Origin of the sequence: Staphylococcus sp. GDY8P47P (assembly GCF_016892225.1) — a bacterium.
In the GTDB taxonomy this organism is placed as follows: Bacteria; Bacillota; Bacilli; order Staphylococcales; family Staphylococcaceae; genus Staphylococcus; species Staphylococcus borealis.
On sequence record NZ_JAFENV010000014.1, the window covers coordinates 1 to 21381 of the forward strand.

20 protein-coding genes are annotated in these 21381 nt (G+C 33.0%); all 20 read right to left on the reverse strand.

Annotated features, from left to right (window positions below; translation table 11 throughout):
* Positions 1-275: 275 nt before the first annotated feature.
* Positions 276-1568 carry an asparagine--tRNA ligase gene (gene asnS / locus JVV30_RS04845; RefSeq protein WP_204193588.1) on the reverse strand — a complete coding sequence of 431 codons (1293 nt, stop codon included), beginning with the start codon at positions 1566-1568 and terminating at the stop codon, positions 276-278.
* Between the two features lie 110 nt (positions 1569-1678).
* Positions 1679-4381 carry a helicase C-terminal domain-containing protein gene (locus tag JVV30_RS04850; protein ID WP_204193590.1) on the reverse strand — a complete coding sequence of 901 codons (2703 nt, stop codon included), beginning with the start codon at positions 4379-4381 and terminating at the stop codon, positions 1679-1681.
* Positions 4382-4413: 32 nt separating this feature from the next.
* On the reverse strand, positions 4414-5385 hold the full coding sequence (locus tag JVV30_RS04855) for a biotin--[acetyl-CoA-carboxylase] ligase (protein WP_070854876.1): 972 nt from the start codon (positions 5383-5385) through the stop codon (positions 4414-4416).
* The gene (locus tag JVV30_RS04860; RefSeq protein WP_070854877.1) at positions 5372-6574 is read right to left on the reverse strand and encodes a CCA tRNA nucleotidyltransferase; all 1203 of its coding nucleotides are present in this window, start codon (positions 6572-6574) and stop codon (positions 5372-5374) included. Before JVV30_RS04860 ends, JVV30_RS04855 begins: the two co-directional genes overlap by 14 nt.
* A gap of 1 nt (position 6575) precedes the next feature.
* On the reverse strand, positions 6576-7706 hold the full coding sequence (bshA, locus tag JVV30_RS04865) for an N-acetyl-alpha-D-glucosaminyl L-malate synthase BshA (RefSeq protein ID WP_070854878.1): 1131 nt from the start codon (positions 7704-7706) through the stop codon (positions 6576-6578).
* Positions 7707-7734: 28 nt separating this feature from the next.
* Entirely contained in the window at positions 7735-8052 is a 318-nt protein-coding gene (locus JVV30_RS04870) for a nucleotide pyrophosphohydrolase (protein ID WP_204193592.1), read from the reverse strand.
* 289 nt (positions 8053-8341) lie between these two features.
* Positions 8342-9040 carry a zinc metallopeptidase gene (locus JVV30_RS04875; RefSeq protein WP_053029430.1) on the reverse strand — a complete coding sequence of 233 codons (699 nt, stop codon included), beginning with the start codon at positions 9038-9040 and terminating at the stop codon, positions 8342-8344.
* Positions 9041-9084: 44 nt separating this feature from the next.
* On the reverse strand, positions 9085-9684 hold the full coding sequence (locus JVV30_RS04880) for a DUF1405 domain-containing protein (RefSeq protein ID WP_070854879.1): 600 nt from the start codon (positions 9682-9684) through the stop codon (positions 9085-9087).
* A 24-nt stretch (positions 9685-9708) separates the two neighbouring features.
* On the reverse strand, positions 9709-10224 hold the full coding sequence (locus JVV30_RS04885) for a YpiB family protein (protein ID WP_239469317.1): 516 nt from the start codon (positions 10222-10224) through the stop codon (positions 9709-9711).
* A 35-nt stretch (positions 10225-10259) separates the two neighbouring features.
* Positions 10260-11504 carry a tetratricopeptide repeat protein gene (locus JVV30_RS04890; protein WP_204193596.1) on the reverse strand — a complete coding sequence of 415 codons (1245 nt, stop codon included), beginning with the start codon at positions 11502-11504 and terminating at the stop codon, positions 10260-10262.
* Between the two features lie 6 nt (positions 11505-11510).
* Positions 11511-12809: a 3-phosphoshikimate 1-carboxyvinyltransferase gene (aroA, locus tag JVV30_RS04895; RefSeq protein ID WP_070854882.1), complete on the reverse strand. Its 1299-nt coding sequence runs from the start codon at positions 12807-12809 to the stop codon at positions 11511-11513.
* 12 nt (positions 12810-12821) lie between these two features.
* Entirely contained in the window at positions 12822-13886 is a 1065-nt protein-coding gene (gene aroB, locus JVV30_RS04900) for a 3-dehydroquinate synthase (protein WP_204193598.1), read from the reverse strand.
* Positions 13887-13918: 32 nt separating this feature from the next.
* Complete coding sequence (gene aroC / locus JVV30_RS04905; RefSeq protein ID WP_070854883.1) at positions 13919-15085, reverse strand: chorismate synthase; 1167 nt, start codon at positions 15083-15085, stop codon at positions 13919-13921.
* 347 nt (positions 15086-15432) lie between these two features.
* Positions 15433-15882, reverse strand: a complete 450-nt coding sequence (gene ndk, locus JVV30_RS04910) for a nucleoside-diphosphate kinase (protein ID WP_053029437.1) — start codon at positions 15880-15882, stop codon at positions 15433-15435.
* A 153-nt stretch (positions 15883-16035) separates the two neighbouring features.
* Positions 16036-16992: a polyprenyl synthetase family protein gene (locus JVV30_RS04915; RefSeq protein ID WP_070854884.1), complete on the reverse strand. Its 957-nt coding sequence runs from the start codon at positions 16990-16992 to the stop codon at positions 16036-16038.
* Positions 16993-17013: 21 nt separating this feature from the next.
* Entirely contained in the window at positions 17014-17724 is a 711-nt protein-coding gene (locus JVV30_RS04920; protein ID WP_070854885.1) for a demethylmenaquinone methyltransferase, read from the reverse strand.
* Positions 17717-18304, reverse strand: coding sequence for a heptaprenyl pyrophosphate synthase subunit A (locus tag JVV30_RS04925; RefSeq protein ID WP_070854886.1), 588 nt, complete (start codon positions 18302-18304; stop codon positions 17717-17719). Before JVV30_RS04925 ends, JVV30_RS04920 begins: the two co-directional genes overlap by 8 nt.
* 209 nt (positions 18305-18513) lie before the next feature.
* Positions 18514-18786 (reverse strand): HU family DNA-binding protein, encoded by a 273-nt coding sequence (locus JVV30_RS04930; protein ID WP_070854887.1) that lies wholly within the window; start codon positions 18784-18786, stop codon positions 18514-18516.
* 168 nt (positions 18787-18954) lie between these two features.
* Positions 18955-19953 (reverse strand): NAD(P)H-dependent glycerol-3-phosphate dehydrogenase, encoded by a 999-nt coding sequence (locus JVV30_RS04935; protein ID WP_053029441.1) that lies wholly within the window; start codon positions 19951-19953, stop codon positions 18955-18957.
* A gap of 15 nt (positions 19954-19968) precedes the next feature.
* The gene (gene der, locus JVV30_RS04940) at positions 19969-21279 is read right to left on the reverse strand and encodes a ribosome biogenesis GTPase Der (RefSeq protein WP_070854888.1); all 1311 of its coding nucleotides are present in this window, start codon (positions 21277-21279) and stop codon (positions 19969-19971) included.
* Positions 21280-21381 lie beyond the last annotated feature (102 nt).

Sequence of the window (21381 nt, forward strand, 5' to 3'; positions counted from 1 at the left end):
AGATGAATGACGAATATGTTTGCGCGCGGGGCCCCATCAAAGAGAGTTTCAATATGAAAATCTACAAACAAAGCCAGCTGGGGCTGAGGAGGGCCCGGGACTGAATTCTTTTGAATTCGTCGTCCCACCCCCGCAAGGATGACTAGAACTGAAAAAAGCTTGATTTAAGCGCATTTTCAGTTCAGTCAGCTACTGCGAATTTGCAAAATAGCACCATCATATTATTATGTCCCAGGCTCGAGTAAATAACTGTGTATGAAAAGTAATCATAAAACCTATGGATATAAACGATTTAATAATCGTGGGAATGGTGCAGTTTCTCTTACGTGTTCTACACCTGAAATCCAAGCAACTGTTCTTTCTAAGCCCAATCCAAATCCACTATGTGGCACACTACCATAACGACGTAAATCTAAATAATAATTGTAACTTTCTGTGTCCAATTGATGTTCATCAATACGTTGTTCTAATAATTCTAAGTCATTAATACGTTCAGAACCGCCGATGATTTCACCATAACCCTCTGGTGCAATTAAATCAGCACAGAGTACAGTGTCTTCATTATCTGGATTTGGTTGCATATAGAATGGCTTAATTTTAGTTGGATAATTTGTAATAAATACAGGTAAATCATAATGATTTGCAATTGCAGTTTCATGTGGTGCACCAAAATCTTCGCCCCACTCAATATCATCGAAACCTTCTTCTTTTAAGAATTTAATTGCGTCATCATATGAAATTCTTGGGAAAGGTGTTGATACTTTTTCAAGTTTACTTGTATCTCTATCCAATGCTTTAAGGTCTAATTGACAATTTTTAAGTACAGATTGAACGACATGTGTAACGTATTGTTCTTGTACTTCTAAACTTTCAGCATGATTAGTAAATGCCATTTCTGGTTCAATCATCCAAAATTCAATTAAATGGCGTCTTGTTTTAGATTTCTCTGCTCTAAAAGTTGGACCAAATGAGAATACGCGACCATGAGCCATTGCAGCTGCTTCCATATATAATTGGCCACTTTGAGAGAGGAAAGCATCTTCATCAAAGTATTTCGTATGGAATAGTTCACTTGTTCCCTCTGGCGCACTTGCAGTTAAAATTGGTGGATCAATCTTAGTAAATCCATTCTCATTGAAGAATTCATATGTTGCTCTAATAATTTCATTTCTAATTTTCATAACAGCATGTTGTTTTTTAGAACGTAACCATAAATGACGGTGATCCATTAAAAATTCAGTACCGTGATTTTTAGGTGTAATTGGATAATCATGTGCTTCGTGTATAACTTCGATTGATTTCACTTGCATTTCATATCCTAAATCTGAGCGGTTATCTTCAGTAATAACTCCAGTCACATAAAGTGATGATTCTTGTGTGATTTCTTTTGCAAGTTGGAAAGTTTCTTCATCCACTTCTGATTTAACTACCACGCCTTGCATAAAGCCACTACCATCACGTAATTGTAAAAAGGCAATCTTGCCACTTGAACGTTTATTCGTTAACCAAGCACCAATAGTCACTTCTTGGTTAAGGTGTTGTTTAGCTTGTTTAATCGTTGTTTTCATAACCAATCTCCTAATTGTCATTCTATATAGTCAATACTTATTTATTTTAACAAAATAAATTGTGAAGTTCTAGCATGTGACGATGTTGTTTCATCGTTGAATCGTATAAATTATTGTTTCTTATCAATATTTTGCTGGATTTTTTTAATGAGTTTACCAAACTGTTTGATATCCCCTTTTTTCTGTTTATAATTTTCTAGCGTTTGAGCAAAAAAGTTCTTATAGTTACTGCTAATTAAACGGTCATCAAATGAAACAATAAGTCCTTGATCATCCTCATTTCGAATTAATCGACCGAGTCCCTGTCTAAAACGTGTAACTGCATCAGGTAATACATAGTCTTTAAAGGTAGACTCAAACTCTGAATCCATGAGCCAATGTTTTGTATTATATTTATTCATAAATGGTAGTTTGGCAATCATGACACATTTAATTCCATTTGATTGATAATCAAAGCCTTCAAAAAAGGTAGACGTACCAAGCAATATCGTTTTATCGAAACTATTAAATTGTTGAACGATTTTATAATTTTGATTTTGCTGTTGTGTGAGCACAACATAGTCCTCAAATGCTGGTAGTTCATTTAATAACTCTTGAACCATATGCATCATGCGATAACTTGTAAATAATACTAAACATTTCGACTGCGTGATTGTGACATATTCCTGTATATATTCGACAATAGATGCTACATAATCATCGATATTTTTGAAGTTATAAGCACTTACATCGCTAGGAATATACACATTTGTATTCATACGATTTGATAATGTCGAAGGAACTTGATAAGTGTTAAATTGCACATCCTCTTTGAACCAATTTTTGAAGGCATCGAACTTATGATTAAAAGTTAACGTCCCTGAAATAAAGGTTAAAGAGTTAAATTTATCTAAGACGCGTGTTGTAAGTATATCTCGGACAGCGTAATCTTTAACAATTAATTTAATTGTTGATTTCTGAGTCAAATTTCTAATAGATAAATAAGCTGTATGATGATCTTTAAGGCTTTGTTCTATGTTTCGATAAGTATCGTTAATATATAGCAATTGTTTACGTAAAGTCTTAATCGTTTTATGCGTCATGCCATTAAATATTTCTAATGTTTTATTTATTTTATCAACAATTAAATGTAAATCTTTAAGTATCTGTGTTGAATCAAATTCAAATACATAATGGTGTCGATGAATGTCATCATCGTGAACGTCCGAATTTTGAATAATTTCAAATATATGATTGAATAAACGCTCATTTAAATCATGTATTTCTGAGATGTTCATCTTCAGTCCAAATACATCAATTGGTGCAATATCTAAACGTTCTAATATACGTTGTTGTTCAAGATGATCGATTGCTTTCAACAATTTTTCATTTTCATTCTTCCCTATTAAGCCAAGTTGATATTTTAAATCTGAGTAATCAAGTTCATTTGTAACTTGATTTAATGCATAATCAGGCAAACGATGGGCCTCATCAATGATACAATCATCGAACAGTTGGTATATTGAGTTCTCTTGATCTGAATGTATAAGATGCGCATGATTAGTGATACCGATTTGGATGTGTTGTGCATTTCGTTTGATGTAATTGTAATAATGAATATCATGTCTAACGGGCACATAGGTTTCAACTTTTTGGTCAAAATACATTTTTTGACCACCTTTTAGATTTAAATCTTGAATATCCCCTGTTTCAGTTTCGATAATCCATGTCAATAATTGCATTTTTAAAATATTAACTTCATAGTTAGTAGTTTCATCTTTTAATATTTGACTAATTAGACCAAGTGAAATATATTCTGTTTTACTTTTAATAAGTGTTGCATTAATTTTAAAGTTTAGCGCTTGATTTAAACTAGGTATGTCTTTTAATAAAAGCTGATTCTGCAATAATTTAGTATTTGTTGAAATCATGACATGACGTCCTGTTTCAATATTATACATTAGCGCTGCTAATAGATATGCTAATGACTTCCCACTACCTAAAGGTGCTTCTATCATTGCTTTATCGTTGTGCATCAATTGTTCTAATATAATTTCAGATAAATATAATTGTTGAGGACGATATGTAAGATTGAGAGCTTTAACTGCATCACGATACAGATCTTTAAGTGATCCATTAAATTGAGTTTTAGGTGCTTTTAGATCCACTTGTTTTTTATAAATAATTTGTTCAAATTGTCCAAGCGTATTATCTAAAGGTAATGATGGATGCTGACGAACCATTTCAAACAAGATATTATATAAATCGTATTTTAAATTTTTACTTAAATAATAGAGTTGTTTTAACGTATCTATTGGAAGTTGTTCAAATTTTTGAAAGGCTTTAATCATTAATAATGCAGTTGTTGTAGCATCCTCATCAGCTCTATGTGCATTATCTAAAGGGATATCATGAGACTCCGCTAATTCACTAAGTTGATAACTTTTATCTGTTGGATAAGCAATTTTAAATAACTCTAATGTATCGATGACTTTTTTAGGTTCGAAATGTATATTACAGTTTTTAAAAGCCTTCTTAATAAAATTCAAGTCAAAATCTACGTTATGCGCCACAAATACACAATCTTTTAGTTGTTGATAAATATCTTTTGCGATTTCATGAAAATAAGGGGCTTGTTCTAACATTGTATCTTCAATTGAGGTCAATGCTTGAATGAATGGTGGAATTTCCAAATCAGTACGAATCATAGAATGATAAGTCCCAGATATTTTATTATTACTTACAAAGGTTATACCAATTTGTATAATTTCATCATAATCAAGTTGATTGCCAGTTGTTTCTAAGTCGACAACTGCATAACTTGTGTGTCCCATAACTAACTCTCCTTATCTTCTTGTCATACGCTTTATATATCTATATCCGCACTAATAAGGCGTCTAACTTCATTATCCTCATCTTTTACAATTAAGAAACCATCACGGTCAATATCAATCGCTTCACCAATAAATTGTGTATTATTCTCAGTAAAACGTAATTGGCGTTGCCAAATATTAGAAGCTTGAATATACTCATTTCTAATTTCTGCAAATGGCTGAGTTAAAAATTGAGTATAACGTTTTTCAATTGATGAAATGAGCGCTTCTAAAAATGTATATCGATTGATTTTAGTATCACTATGTAAACCGACACTTGTCGCGCTATGTTTAATCTCATCTGAGAAATCACTATCTTCATGGTTTAAATTGATGCCAATACCACAAATGATGGCGTCAATTGAATCATAATTTGCAATCATTTCAGTCAAAAAACCGCATACTTTTTTGTCAGCGATATAAATATCATTCGGCCATTTAATTTCTACTTTGTCATTTGAAAATGACTGTATAGCGTCTCTAATTCCTAAAGCAACAAATAAATTAAATTTTGGAATCATTGAAAAAGGTACATTAGGACGTAATACTAATGACATCCATAAACCTTTACCTTTTGAAGATGCCCAATTACGATTAAATCGTCCACGTCCTTGTGTTTGTTCATCACTTAAAATAATCATTGATGCACTATTGCCAACTAATTCTTGCTTAGCAATCGTTTGAGTTGACGCAACACTCTCGAATACCTTTATTTCTGAGGCTAATTGCGAATCTTTTAAAATATAAGTTACGATACCTTGATACCAACATTCTGGTAGTTCATTTAATTGATGGCCTTTATGATTGATGGAGTCTATTTTACACCCATCTTTTTTTAGTTGATCGATGACTTTTTTTACAGCTGCTCTTGAAATATTTAATTGATCAGCAATATATTGTCCTGAAATATATTCAGATTGATGCTTATATAGTATACGAATAACGTCTTGACTATATTTTGACATTCTCTTTCACCCACTTCAATAATTCATCTTTAGAATTTGAAACTTTATGTGTAACAACTTCACTTTCGATTTGTCGTAACACCTCTTTTAACCAAGGACCACTTTTTTTAGGCACAACTTTGAGTATATCGCCACCATTGATATTAAGCGCTTTACGACTTTCAATTGGTAATTGATGATTAATTTCTTTAATCGATTGATAATTAAAGATTAGAGGTGACGCTACTTTAATATTATTTTCTTTAAGTAAAGGAATGATGTCAATGATGTCCAAAATATTACTTGCGCCATAATCATAAACAAATAACTGTAATTGATTTTTAGTTGAGATTTTTGGCATCTCTAATAATAGTTTATGATATTGATTTATTTTAGCTTTCTCTTTATTGCTTATTTTCAAGCTTGAAAGCGGCGTGTCTGATTGCTCAATGGTCTTTAAGATTGCTAGCCATAATTCAAAGCTTATCGGTGCATTAATCCTTGTTGCTTTCATATCCAGATCTTTAAAAAATGGAACATAATTAAAGAAGTTCAATGTCAATAAAGTTGTGTAGCTTTCACTAACATTTTGACCTTGTATTAATTTTTTAAGTTCTACAACGATACGTTCTATAGATAAAAATTCGATATCTGCAATATGATGTTGCATTGCCTCAAACGTATGATGTGAGATCGTGAAATTTAATTGCGATTGAAAGCGTACGCCTCTCAAAATGCGTAAAGCATCTTCATCGAAACGCTCGTGTGGTATACCAACAGTAGTTATAATCTGTTGCTGTAATGCCGTTTGACCATCAAAATAGTCATAAATTTTAAAATCTTTATCCATAGCAATAGCATTAATTGTAAAGTCACGACGTTGTAAATCTTCTTTTAAATCACGTACAAAATACACTTCATTAGGTCTGCGATGATCAACATAATCTGATTCAGCTCTGAAAGTTGTCACTTCGTAATTCGTTCCTTCGTACACGACATTAATCGTTCCGTGCTCTTTTCCAATTGGGATTGTTTTATCAAATATCGATTCTATTTCATCTGGTGTTGCGCTGGTTGTAATATCGATATCATGGATGGGTCTATCCATTAAATAATCACGCACAGACCCTCCGACGAAGTATGCTTCAAAGCCATGGTGTTCTATTTTTTCTAAAATAGGTTTTGCTTGAGTAAATAGTTTTGTTCCCATACTAATCCTCTTTTTGATTTAACATTTTTCTATAGTAGTGTTCGTATTGATCTGTAATTAATTCTGAACCAAATCGTTTTTCTATGTCATTTAACATAGCAATTTGCATGTGTTGGTATAAATCAGGGTTAGTAAGAAGTTGTATGGCATAATCACTTGCGCTAGTACTATCACCAATATCTACGATATAACCTGTCTCATTATGCTTGATAACCTCTTTTATACCACCTGCATTAGAACCGATAGGCACAACACCTGTTTTCATTGCTTCTAGTAATGTCAATCCAAAGCTCTCTTTTTCACTTAATAGAAGCACTAAATCAGACATTTGATAGAATTCACTTACTTGATCTTGTTTGCCTAAAAATAACACATCATTTTCGATATCTAACTGACGTGCTAACTTTCGCATATCTAATAATTCTGGACCGTCACCTAATAAAATGAGTTTACTTGGTATATGATGATGAACTTTCGCAAACGTTTCTAAAATAGTATCAATACGTTTTACTTTTCTGAAATTAGATACGTGAATCAGTACCTTTTCATTTGGTTTGATGCCATAGACTTCTTTAAGTTTTTCATCATGACGTGTTGGAAATTCATTTTCACGAACAAAATTATAAATAGGGATAATTTCTTTCTCAGTTTCAATGATGGACTTTGTTTGACGTGCTAATGAATGACTCACGCTTGTAACAATATCACTTTGCTCAATTCCGAATTTGATAGCACCTTTAAGTGAGTGATCGTAACCTAATACGGTAATATCAGTGCCGTGTAACGTCGTCATTATTTTAATATCTTTACCAGACATTTGACGTGCTAAAATGCCACAAACAGCATGAGGCACGGCATAGTGCATGTGCAATACATCTAAATCATATTCTTTTATCACTTCAGAAATTTTAGTACTCAAAGTGATATCATATGGAGGATATTGAAAGACGGCATACTGATTTACTTCAACTTGATGAAACGTAATATTAGGTAAAGGTTTGCGGATTCTAAAAGGAATATTCGACGTTATAAAATGTACTTCATGACCTCTCTCAGCCATTTTAATGCCTAACTCAGTAGCGATGATACCAGAACCGCCCATTGATGGATAACATGTAATACCTATTTTCATGTTACACTATCCTCCTTTTTAAAAATGATTATTTTCGTTCAAAACGATTTTTATCTCTAGTGTTGAATTTTTCCATTGCTTCATTAAAGCTTTCAGTCATGTCGATATCGAGTGAGTTTGCTAAGCAAAGTAAAACAAATAAATTGTCTCCTAATTCGGCTTTAATTGTATTTTCATCTTCAGTTTCTTTCTTTTTCTTTTCACCGTGATAATGGTTGATTTCTCTAGCAAGTTCTCCGACTTCTTCTGTCAAACGTGCTAAATTTGCAAGTGGAGAAAAATACCCAGCTTTGAATTGTCCAATGTATGCATCCACTTCATTTTGCATCTCTTTCATAGATTTCATTGTGTTCACTTTCTCCTTTATTATTGATACTTAATAAGTATATATCATATTAAACAATCATGCATTTTATGAATATGAAAAGAACGGATTATATTTTAATTAAATTTTCAAGAAATATAAAATAAAAAATTGGGAGTAGAACAGAATTCTATACGAATTCAATGTCCTACTCCCACGTCGCTATCTAAGATTGAAAAGCATATTATAATTACTTACTCAACTTTAGTGAGCGATTAATGCTAGTAGCATAAAAATGATGTTGTTTAATGCTAAATATTTATAAGCTAAATTAATTATCACTCGCTTTAGCGATAAGAATAATTCTTACTAATTCTGCTACAGCTGTTGCAGTTGCGGCAACATACGTCATTGCAGCTGCTGAAAGAACTTTTTTAGCATGTTTATATTCTTTTTCATTGACAATATTCAAAGCAGTTATTTGTTTCATTGCTCTTGAACTTGCGTCGAACTCAACAGGTAACGTTACAATCGAGAACAGGACAGCGAGTGACATTAATCCAGCGCCAATCCATAATGCTGTTGATCCAAATGCACTTCCCATAGCTGTAAGGATAATTCCTAACATGATAATCATGTAACTTAAAGAACTACCTAAATTGGCAAATGGTACTAACGCACTTCTGAATCTTAAAAATACATAACCTTGTTGATGTTGAATCGCGTGTCCAACTTCGTGTGCAGCAATAGCTGTACCAGCTACTGAAGGTCTATCGAAGTTTGCAGGAGATAAACAAACAACTTTCTTTTTAGGATCATAATGGTCAGTTAGGAAACCTTCACCTTTAACAACGTCAACATCATAGATGCCATTCGCATGAAGGATTTCTTCAGCTACCTCACGGCCAGTTTTACCACTTGTTGATCTCACTTGTGCATATTTTTCATAATTCGATTTTACTTTGTGTTGTGCCCACATTGGAATGAGCATAATAATGACGATATATATTATATAAGACATTATAGACAATAATTCCACTCTCCTTTATCCATATTCTACTGAGAATCCTTGATTTAATCAAATAATTTAATTGGTATTATCTTTTGTAAATAATAATATAAGCATAATGCCAATGAACTTAACCAAAACGCGATATAGCCAACCATAACTTTATGTTGCTCAATAAAGTCATAGTACGGATACTTATTTAAAACATAATCAATGAAATCATTATGAAACACCCACACCATCGCAATTAGCAAACCACTTATTCTAATCTTTAAGCGAGGATAAAAGTAAATTGCTTGTATCGCCATAATACCATGACTCAAAATTAAAAATATATTCATGATTGTTATATTATGATTTAAATGAATCATTAGAAGATTCATTATTACAGCCCATAGCCCATATTTTAATAAAGTAACGAAAGCAAGGGCTTCAATAAACGGGATGTGTTTATTGATAATTAAACAAAAAATAACAATACATAAAAAAAGCGAAGCAATTGGACTATCAGGTATAAAAGGTAAGAAATACCAAGGTGTTTGAACTAATTGATCACCATACCAAATGAACCCATACAATGTGCCAAGTAAGTTACAAACAAGTAAAAAGATTAAGCAGGATTGACGATATAATGTTAACTCCCACATTTGTTTAAATGTTAGCATACGTTTTATTTCCTTTAATGACTTTTATCGATTTTCAAGCACATCTAAAATTTGAGTTAATTGATAGAATTGTTCTCGATCATTAAATTGAAGGCTTAAATCAATATTATGGCGCAAGTGCTCAATGAGTGAGTAGACACTTGTCGAATCAAGAGATAAATTGTAAATCGTATTTAGATAAGCCATATATTGAGTTGAATACATTAATTGATGAATCATCAAGTCATTTAATTTAAAATCGGTAGCGTGTTCGTCTGAAAAATGAATCAGAATATCAAATTCACAATGATGAGATATAATATAATTGAAAATCTCATTTGTGTTTATGAGTATGTGATGATTATTAACCAACTTAATTGCTGGAGCATCTGCATTACTTAAACTCATTTCTAGCGTTTTATGATTGGATATTTTTTGATTAACAAAATGAACGTGTTCAAGTAGATCGTAATGAGATTTAATATAGTTTAAAATCCATACACTAATACGCGATTTAAAATGATAATGAAACAAAGCATATTCAATATAACTTTGTTTCATCTGATTAAGGGTTTGATTCAAGTAAATCACCTTCATTAATAATCAAGACGATTGGCTTCTTCTTGCCAAGTCTCATTACTAGGATCCATTTCTAGTAATTGTTGTAAGAGTGTCATTGCCTTTTCTTTATTACCGATTTCAATTAAATAATAGTAATAGTCACTTAAGAATGCGCTTTGCGTTTTCATTGTAGGATAAGCAAGTTCAAAGAAATGTTGTGCTTCCTTATCACGTTCTTCTTGACCAAATGCATGCGCTAAATGCCACATGAAAACAGGATCTAAATCATCTTCATCAACATATGATAACAATGCAATAATTGCTTCATAGTCTTCTTCGTTTCGGAATAAATCACTCAAAATTAATAATGGCTCATGATAAGCGTTGTCCACTTCAAGCGCTTGTTTGAGTAATTCAACACCTTCATTAGCATCGCCATGCTCAATTTCTAAACTTCCTGTTGAAACCATCAATTCTTTATAAAATTGATTTAAGCGTAAGCCTTCTTTACCAGTTTCAATTGCATCAGGATAATTTTTTTCATTTTCATAAAGTGATTGTAAATAGAAGTATCCTTGTATAAAGTCAGGATCTTTAGATAGAAGATTTTTCGTGATTTTAATGGCTTCTTGAGTGATATCATTTTTTTCATATGCGATGGCTTTTTTGAAGAAATCTTCAGAAGTCATTTCATCTTCATTAATTTCATCATATAAATTAATCGCATCACTATAGTTACCACTTTGTAATGCGCAATCTGCCATTCGAGCAAACAAATTGATGCCATTTACTTCGTACTCACCTGTATCTAATACGACTTCATATTCACGAGTCGCACGTAAGTATTGACCATCAAAATACAACAATTCAGCTAATGCAAAATGGATGATTGGGTCGTTAGGTTCTAATTCTCTTGCTTCTATTAATTTATCAATAGCAACTTCAGTCATATTAATTTGTTGATATAAATCAGCTTCTAGCATCAGTTTTTCGGTTGATATTGCAACTTGACTTAAATATTCTAACGCTTCATCAGTTTGGTTCTCTGACATTAAGCCTTCAATAAAGTATATTAGTAATTCACTCTCATCTGGATACTTATGATATAAAGTTCTAAACACCTCTAGTCCTTGAGGTGTTAATCCAAAATTATATAAGGTTTCACCAAGAATAAATAATGCATCATCATTATTAGAGCTCAATGCATCATTTACGCGTGTATCTAAATGATCTAATTTTTGAAGATTGATATCGTCTATTAATTTATAGATATCTTCCATTTTATTTTATCCCTCATTTTCTAAAAGCTTTAATTTAGGAAGGAAACCAGGGAATGATACATTAACAGCATCAAATTGTCGGATATTAAGCGGTTCATCACTTAATAATGAAGCTATAGCTAACATCATCCCAATTCTATGGTCAGTTAAACTATCTACGGTTGCTGATTTTTTGAATTCTGAAGGATGAATAATTAACCCATCTTCAGTTGGTTGTAATTCGAAGCCTAATAACCCAAGCATGTCTGCAGTTGTATCAATTCGATTTGTTTCTTTCACTTTTAATTCTTCTGCATCTTTAATGATACTTGTACCAGCTGCTTGTGTACACAATAGTGCAATGATAGGTAATTCGTCAATCGCTTTCGGTACTAAATCGCCTTCAATATGGACTGGTTTTAAGTTTGGTGTATATTTTACACGAATCGATGCAGTTGGTTCTGACGTTTGCGTGACATTAAAGCACTCAATACGGCCTCCCATTTGTTCAACGATATCTATAATACCTGAACGAGTTGGATTGATGCCAACATTATGAATTATTATATCGCTTCCAGGCGTAATAAGTGCTGCTACAATAAAGAATGCTGCTGAAGAAATATCTCCCGGAACACTAAAGTCTGTAGCTTTGATATGTTGGATAGCGTTTGCCTGCGTAGTAATCACTTTACCAGAAATGCTAATTGGAATGCCATAATGTTCAAACATTGTTTCAGTATGATTTCGACTTATATCTAACTCAGTAATTTCAGAAACTTCATTTGAAAATAGACTAGCAAACAATAACGCACTTTTAACTTGTGCACTCGCTACTTCCATTTCATAGGTAATACCTTTTAGTGAAGCGGGTTCAATAATTAAAGGCGTATAGTTATCATCTATTCCTGAAATATTAGCACCCATCAATCTGAGTGGTTTCATCACTCTATCCATGGGCCGCTTACCTATTGACGCATCACCAGATAACACACAATTAAGGTTGAGACCACTTAGCAAACCTGCTAATAAGCGTGTCGTAGTTCCCGAATTACCTGTGTATAAAGTTTGATGTGGTGTTTTAAATTTATTATAGCCTGGTGAATTAACAACGATTTTGTCATCCGCAATTTGTATATCAACACCCAATAATTTAAATATTTCGATTGTACGTAAACAATCTTCGCCTAATAACGGTTTAAATATCGTTGATTGGCCAGTTGCTAAAGAAGCCAACATGATGGCTCTGTGCGTCATGGATTTATCTCCAGGCACTTCAATTTCACCAACTAATGGTCCCTTAATATCGATCATTTGTTCATTTGACATGCTATCATCCACCTACTTCAATACGAATTGTAAATCCTCAAATGCTTGAATTAATATGTCTTTTTCAACGTGGCAGACACGTGGTTTACCAAGCTCTTCTAGTAAGACCATTTGAATACCTTCACCATTATTCTTTTTATCCGTTAACATATATTGATACATATCATTAAAGTTTAATTGTTGAACCAATTCAACTGGATAACATAATGTTTTTAAATAATTAGCATAATGTGAAACATCAAATTGTGATTCAAACAGTCTGTTGGCGATAATAAATTGATAGATAATACCAATCATTATGGCGTGACCATGTGGTATTTTAGTCTTATATTCAACAGCATGGCCGAACGTATGCCCTAAATTCAAATATTTTCGCATATTATGCTCTTTTTCATCTTTAACGATGACGTTCAATTTCGTCTTAATGCCTTTGAAGATAAACTGATCCATATCTTTTAGAGAATTCAGTTTTTCTCTAGTAGAAAAGTGCTTCTCAATATCATCTGTAGCGACTTGTCCTGTTAATAAAGCATGTTTATAAACTTCAGCATAGCCACTTAAAATTTCTTCATAAGGTAAAGTATTTAAAAAGTTCAAATCATATATGACAGCTTTTGGTCGATAAAATGCACCGATTAAATTCTTTCCATGAATAGAATTAATACCTACTTTGCCTCCAACACTAGAATCATGCGCAAGTATCGTCGTAGGTACTTGTATGAAATCAACACCTCTTAATAAAGATGAAGCTAGAAATCCAGTAAAATCACCTGTAGTACCGCCACCAATCGCAACTAAACACGTGTTGCGCGTTAAGTTATATTCAAGTAATTGTTCTAATGTTTGTTGATAGTGCTCAAATGTTTTCATTTTCTCACCGGCAGGTACAACGATCTTATAAGTGTTTGATGCGTTAAGTAGTGAAGTGAACTTATGTTTAAAATTAAAATCAACAAATTCATCAACGATGAGAAAGACTTTATCATAGTCTTGTATATAGTCAGATAATGTTTCAAAGGCATTATGTTCGACGATAATTGGATAATTATTATTTGGATACGTTGTTTGTAATTGCATTCAAAATACCTCGTTTCTATACGTACATTGATTTAAAATTCAATGTTCAGACGTCTTCGTTCCTCAATTTGGGCTTTTAATTGATCAATATGGTTGGATTGAAACTCTTCTGTAATCGCTTTGGCTACTTCAAAAGCAACAACATGTTCACAAACTACACTTGCTGCAGGTACAGCACAACTATCAGATCGTTCAATCGTAGCTTTGAAGTCCTCTTTAGTGTTGATATCAACAGAATTAAGCGGTTTGTATAAAGTTGGGATTGGTTTCATAACGCCATTTACGATAATTGGCATACCATTTGTCATACCACCTTCAAAGCCACCTAGATGATTAGAACCACGGTAGAAGCCTGATTCGCTATTATATAAGATTTCATCTTGTATTTCGCTTCCTGGTTTTTCTGCAGCTTTAAAACCTTCACCGAAGCTTACTCCTTTAAATGCATTAATACTAACAACACCTTGAGCAATACGACCATCTAATTTACGATCATATTGTACGTAACTACCAACAGCCACAGGCATATTCTCGACCATTACCTGAACAACGCCACCAATTGAATCGCCTTCTTTTTTAGCGGCATCTATCTTATCTCTCATTTTCTGTGCGATAGATTCATCGATAACACGTACATCATTCTTATCTATATTTTGTTTGAAAGTTTCAGTATCATATAACCCCTCGTCTTTAATACCGCCAATTTCAACTACACGACTATACATATGAATATCTAATTGTTCTAACAGTATTTTAGATACTGCCCCAACTGCAACACGCGCTGCTGTTTCGCGAGCAGAAGAACGTTCTAAAACGTTTCTTAAATCTCTATGATTGTACTTCATACCACCAATTAAATCCGCATGTCCCGGACGTGGTTTTGTAATAGTACGTTTCATATTCTCTCTTTCTTCATCTGTAATAGGCGCAACACCCATAATGTTTCTCCAATGTGTGAAATCATCGTTTGTGACAACAAGTGTGATTGGACTGCCAAGTGTATAGCCATTTCTGACACCTGATACAATTTCTACAGCATCTTTCTCAATTTGCATACGTCGTCCTCTACCGTAGCCACCTTGACGCTTAAACATTTCCGTATTAATATCTTCTGCTTTAATTTCTAAATTCGCAGGTACACCTTCAATAATTACTGTTAATTGAGGACCATGTGATTCTCCTGACGTTAAATATCTCATGTGAATACGCTCCTTTCCCTTTACTACGTTAAATTGTGATATGTGTTATCATATCACATTCAACCGTATAACATAACTAGTGTGCAATAGTAAATTTGAATTTATTAGAATATTTCAATAATTAAAGAGTGAAAAACGAAATGATGATATTTCATCTTAAAAAAATAGAAAGAGAGCGAACTAGTATTCATAATGCATTCTAGTTCGCCCTCTAAAGGATGACAAGTGATGGGCAACGTATTATTAACGGCTTCACTATTTTGTCAGTCTTTGTGATTTATCTAAAAGGTAAGCCTCAACCTAATTGTCTAGACTACCCTTATCAGTTCAATATGTGTATTAAATTTCTATTCGTATAACCAAGCATCTCTAGGTGACGCATAGCTACTTAATTCGTCTTCATTAAACCATAGTGCAATTTCACGTTGTGCTGATTCAACTGAATCTGAACCATGAATTACATTTCGTCCTACAGTTAAGCCGAGATCGCCTCTAATAGAACCTGGTGTTGCTTCAGATGGGTTTGTTTTACCTATAATGTGTCTTGATACATCAACGGCATCTTCGCCTTCAACAACCATTGCAAAAACAGGTGCAGAAGTAATAAATGAAATTAATTTGCCGTAGAATGGTTTATCTGTGTGTTCAGAATAATGTTCTTCAGCTAATGATTGAGGAACAGTCATCAATTTACCACCTACTAGTTTTAAACCTTTTCTCTCAATGCGTGAAATAATTTCTCCCACTAAATTACGTTGAACTGCATCTGGTTTAATCATTAAAAATGTTCTTTCCATCGTAAATTATCCCCCTGTGTGTGAAGTCTCAATGATATAAACATAAGACTTAAATGATGAATATTTAAATATGTATCGTACTTTGGCGTAACAAAAGACCTGCTACTATTCAATAGTAACAGGTTGTTAAAGCGCTTTCAATATTTTTTCATTTTAAACGTTACGTGATCCCATTTTCTTTATTAATTTAATAAAAAGACTTTGAGCATTGGGTTCATCAAGTTCATTAATTAACTTAAGTGCTTTAGCTAAATATTTATCACTAATTGCTTTAGATTCTTTAATGCTATTAGAGTTTCTAATCTGCTCAATCAAAGGTTCAAAGTCCTGAGATTTAGATTGATGGTTGAGTGAAGCAATTTGACGCTTGAATGATATATCTTTTTTCATTTCAAGTAGCACTGGTAATGTAATATGTCCATTCATTAAGTCACTACCCACAGGTTTGCCCAATTTCTTTTCAGTGCTAGTGAAGTCTAAAATATCATCAACAATTTGGAAACTCATGCCAATATAGTGGCCTATCATTTTAAGCTTTCGAATAGTTTCATCATCAGCCTCAGAAGTAATCGCACCGACTTCAGTTGCTAATTGAATTAACAAAGCGGTCTTTCTATTGATACGTCTCAAATAATTGGTAATACTTTGCTCACTATTGAATTGATCTTGAAACTGGAATAATTCACCAAGTCCTACGTTTACAATCGAATTTGAAATAATATGATGAATTCGGTTATCACGAATTTCAGATAAATGTTCAAGACCCAATGCAAGTAAGAAGTTTCCAGTTAATATTGCGGTAGTAACGTCCCACTTTTTAACTATGGTTAAACGTCCACGTCGTTTGTCGCTTTTATCGATAACATCATCATGTACTAGTGTTGCCATATGAATTAATTCAAGGGCAACTGCAACACGATACGTATCTTCAGTTTGCTTTTGTGGTCCGAACTGACTACTCAAGATAACGAATGCAGGTCTAACTCTTTTGCCTCCTGAAGAAAGCAAATGAGATGATGCTTCATGTAAAATTGGATCATTGCTTTCGATAGCTTTTTGAAGGCGTTTTTCTACGTTCTTAATTTCGCTATTCATGTTTAACTTTGCCACGTTAATCACCTTTTATTTTGTCTAACTTTTTTGTTTATAGCCTAGATGCATTGCAGCAACGCCACCTGTAAAGCTACGGATTTTAATTTTAGTGAAGCCAGCTTGTTCAAATAATTGTTTTAATTTGTCTTTATCTGGAAAATCGAACGTAGATTGTTGTAACCACTCATATTCTTCCTTAGATTTAGCGAATAATTTACCGAAAATTGGCATTATGAATTTAAAGTATAACTTATAAATTTGTTTAAATACCGGCATTGTTGGTTGACTTGTTTCAAGACAAACGACCATTCCACCTGGTTTTAAGACTCTATTCATTTCTTTTAATGCAACTAAATAATCAGGTACATTACGGAGACCGAAGCCAATTGTGACATAATCAAATGAATTATCTTCGAACGGTAAATTCATTGCATCTCCATGAACTAAATGAATATTATCCATATGTTTTGTTTTCTCTTTACCCACTTCTAGCATGTTTTCACTGAAGTCTAAACCAGTTACTTCACCATGCGCACCTACTGCTTTACTAAGTGCAATAGTCCAGTCAGCAGTACCGCAACAAACGTCAAGTGCTTTACTACCAACTTTAACGTGCATATCTTTCATTACATGTTTTCGCCACACTTTGTGTTGCTCAAAACTAATAATGTTGTTTAAGCGATCATACTTACTTGAAATATTTTGGAAGACTGTATGAACTTGTTCTTTTTTTGCATTATTTTCAGTCATTAATATTACCTCTACTTTTCTCTATATAACTTTGATTGATATTTTGTAAAAACTGACGTACATCAGATGGTTGGTACATCTTAAGGTAAGATGGATAATAGTCATCACCCTCGGAGATTAATTGTTGATATAAATCTAAAGGCGTTACTTGTTCTTTACTGAAATGAGACAAAGTTATATATGGGAAGATTGTTTCAATTTCAATAATTGCATCATAGATAGCTTCAGACTCTAATACTTGATGATGTAATGATGATTTTAATTCATTCGATTTGACTATCGCTTTGCTCATTGCTAATTGAAACGTTGGATCATTTATTTCAGCTAAAAGCGTATAAAAATGAGCGCTTAGTAAATCACCAATTAAAATAGATTTTTTTGACTTTTGGTTTTGTGTTATCTCATCAAGATGTTTCATTGAAGTATCGATAGTGAGGCAAGCAAGTTTAGCATTTTCAGGAATGTCATAAGTATCGAGTAATGTACTCAAATTAGCATTTATATGAATCGTTTCATAATCATGAATTCCTGTAAGCTTTTGATTAATTTGTCTATTTAATTTGCTTATTGTTGTTTCCATGTTCACACCTCACGTTATTATCACTATACATCTTAACATTATATGAATAAAAATAAAATACAGTGACTTAAGTGGATGTTACTTTACTTATTTGAATATATGCACTAATGAGACATTTGTAATAGTCAAGTTAAATTACATAGGACAAATTAAGTCTATTAAAATGATATATGAATAAAAAAAAGCCCTTTATAGGGCTTTTAAGTAAATTATTTAACAGCATCTTTTAATGCTTTACCAGCTTTAAATGCTGGAACTTTACTTGCAGGAATTTCGATTTCTTTACCTGTTTGAGGGTTACGTCCTTTACGTGCAGCACGTTCACGTACCTCGAAGTTTCCGAAACCAATTAATTGTACTTTTTCACCTTTAGAAAGTGATTTTTGGATTGATTCGAAAACAGCATCTACAGCTGAACCAGCTTCTTTTTTAGTTAAATCAGCTTGTTCTGCAACTGCATTAATTAAGTCAGTTTTATTCATTACGAGTTCACCTCCAGATGAATGATAATGATATCTTTATATCATTATGCTATGACTTTAACACAACAATTAATGTTACCGCAATAATTTATGCACTTAAAACACTGAAATATCAGTATTTTAAGTGCAAATCTGCGAAAATTTTCTGAAATAGAGTAATATTACACTCTATTCGGATTTTTTATCTCTTCCCATCAAGTCTTTAACACTATCTTTAACTGGTTTATCTTCGAATAAAACCTTGTAAAGTGCATTTGTTATAGGCATATCCACATTTTGTTGTTTGGCTAAATGATATACAGAATTAGTAGTGTAAATACCTTCTACAACCATATTCATCTCATTTAATGCTTCATCCATAGTTTGGCCCTGTCCTAACTTATATCCCAATGTATAGTTACGGGAATGTGTAGATGTACACGTAACAATTAAGTCACCAATTCCGCCAAGTCCTAAAAACGTCATAGGATCAGCCCCTAATTTTTCACCTAATCTGCTTATTTCAGCTAAACCACGTGTCATTAAAGCAGCTTTAGCGTTATCTCCATAGCCCATACCTGCAACAATACCACTTGCGACTGCTATTATATTTTTTAACGCGCCACCTAATTCAACACCAACTAAATCGTTATTAGTATAGACACGTAAATAATCATTCATAAATAAATCTTGAATGAGTTCACTAACTTTTTCATCTTTTGATGATGCAGCCACAGTTGTTGGTTGTTTAATTACTACTTCCTCAGCATGGCTAGGACCTGATAATACACCTATGCCACCATTATGTTCTTCAGATATAGAATCTTCAATCATTTCTGAAACACGTTTGAATGTATCATTTTCAATACCTTTAGCTACATGGATGAAGGTTTTCTTTGTGTTGATCAAACCATCAATTTGACTAGTTACTTCACGCATAGCTTTAGTAGGTAAAGCCATTAAATAAATATCGGTAAAATTCACAGCCTCATTGATATCGCTAGTGGCTTTAATACTACTATTGAGTACGACATCTTTTAAATAACGGTTATTTTGATGGTGATCATTTAATTCTTTGACACTATCTTCGTTTTTACCCCACATTAGAACAGTATGTCCATTTTCTGCTAACACATTGGCTAATGCAGTACCAAAACTTCCCATACCAAAAACAGTAATTTTAGTCATAGTATTATCTCCTTTTTAGTTTCTTCTTCTCGGAATGATGTGAATGGGTGTTCCTTCAAAACCAAATGCATGACGAATTTGATTCTCAAGGTAACGTTTATAAGAAAAGTGCATTAATTCGACATCATTTACGAATACAACAAACGTAGGAGGTTCGATAGCTACTTGTGTAGTATAAAATACATTTAAACGACGACCCTTATCTGTTGGCGTAGGATTCATAGATATAGCGTCTGTCACTACTTCATTTAATGTAGAACTTTGAACACGTTTCTTATGATTTTCGCTTGCTTCATTAATATAAGGGAATAGCGTGCGTAGGCGTGTACCTTCTTTGGCAGAAACGAAAGCGATTTGAGCATAATCTAAAAATTGAAATTGGTTTCTAACATCATCTGCAAATTTCTTCATTGTGTTACTATCTTTATCGACTGTGTCCCACTTATTCACTACAATTACTACGGCTTTACCTTCTTCATGAGCATAACCTGCTACACGTTTATCTTGTTCTATTATACCTTCCTCTGCATCTATAACGATTAGTACTACATTAGAACGTTCGATGGCTTTAAGCGCACGTAATACGGAATATTTCTCAGTAGACTCATACACTTTACCCTTTTTACGCATTCCGGCAGTGTCGATTAAAACATAATCTTGACCATCATAACTATATTCAGTATCAATGGCATCCCTAGTCGTTCCAGCAACATTCGATACAATAACACGGTCCTCGCCAAGAATGGCATTTACTAAACTAGATTTTCCAACATTAGGACGTCCGATGATTGATAATCGTATTGTGTCTTCGTCGTAAGGGTCTTCATAATCCTCTGGAAAATGTTTAACCACTTCATCTAACAAATCACCTAATCCTAAGCCATGTGAGCCTGAGATAGGATATGGATCTCCAAAACCTAATGCGTAAAAATCAAAAATGTCGTTTCGCATTTCAGGATTATCCACTTTATTAACGGCTAACACAACGGGTTTTTTAGATTTATATAACATCTGTGCAACCATTTCATCACTTTGAGTTAAACCTTCACGCACATTTACCATAAAAATAATAACATCTGCTTCATCTATTGCAATTTCAGCTTGTGCTCTAATTTGTGTTTGGAATGGCGCGTCACCGATTTCAATTCCACCAGTATCAATAATGTTAAATTCATGTGTTAACCATTCGCCTGATGAATAAATTCTATCACGAGTAACACCAGGTGTGTCTTCGACTATTGAAACACGTTCACCTACTACTCTATTAAAGATTGTAGATTTCCCTACATTTGGTCTTCCTACAATCGCTACAATAGGTTTCGTCATAAGCTAACTTCCTCTCTTTCTAAAATCTCTATAATTTTATCATATGACCTATTTATTTCAAACAAAGTATATAAGTTAAGTTACATTATAATGAATTGATAA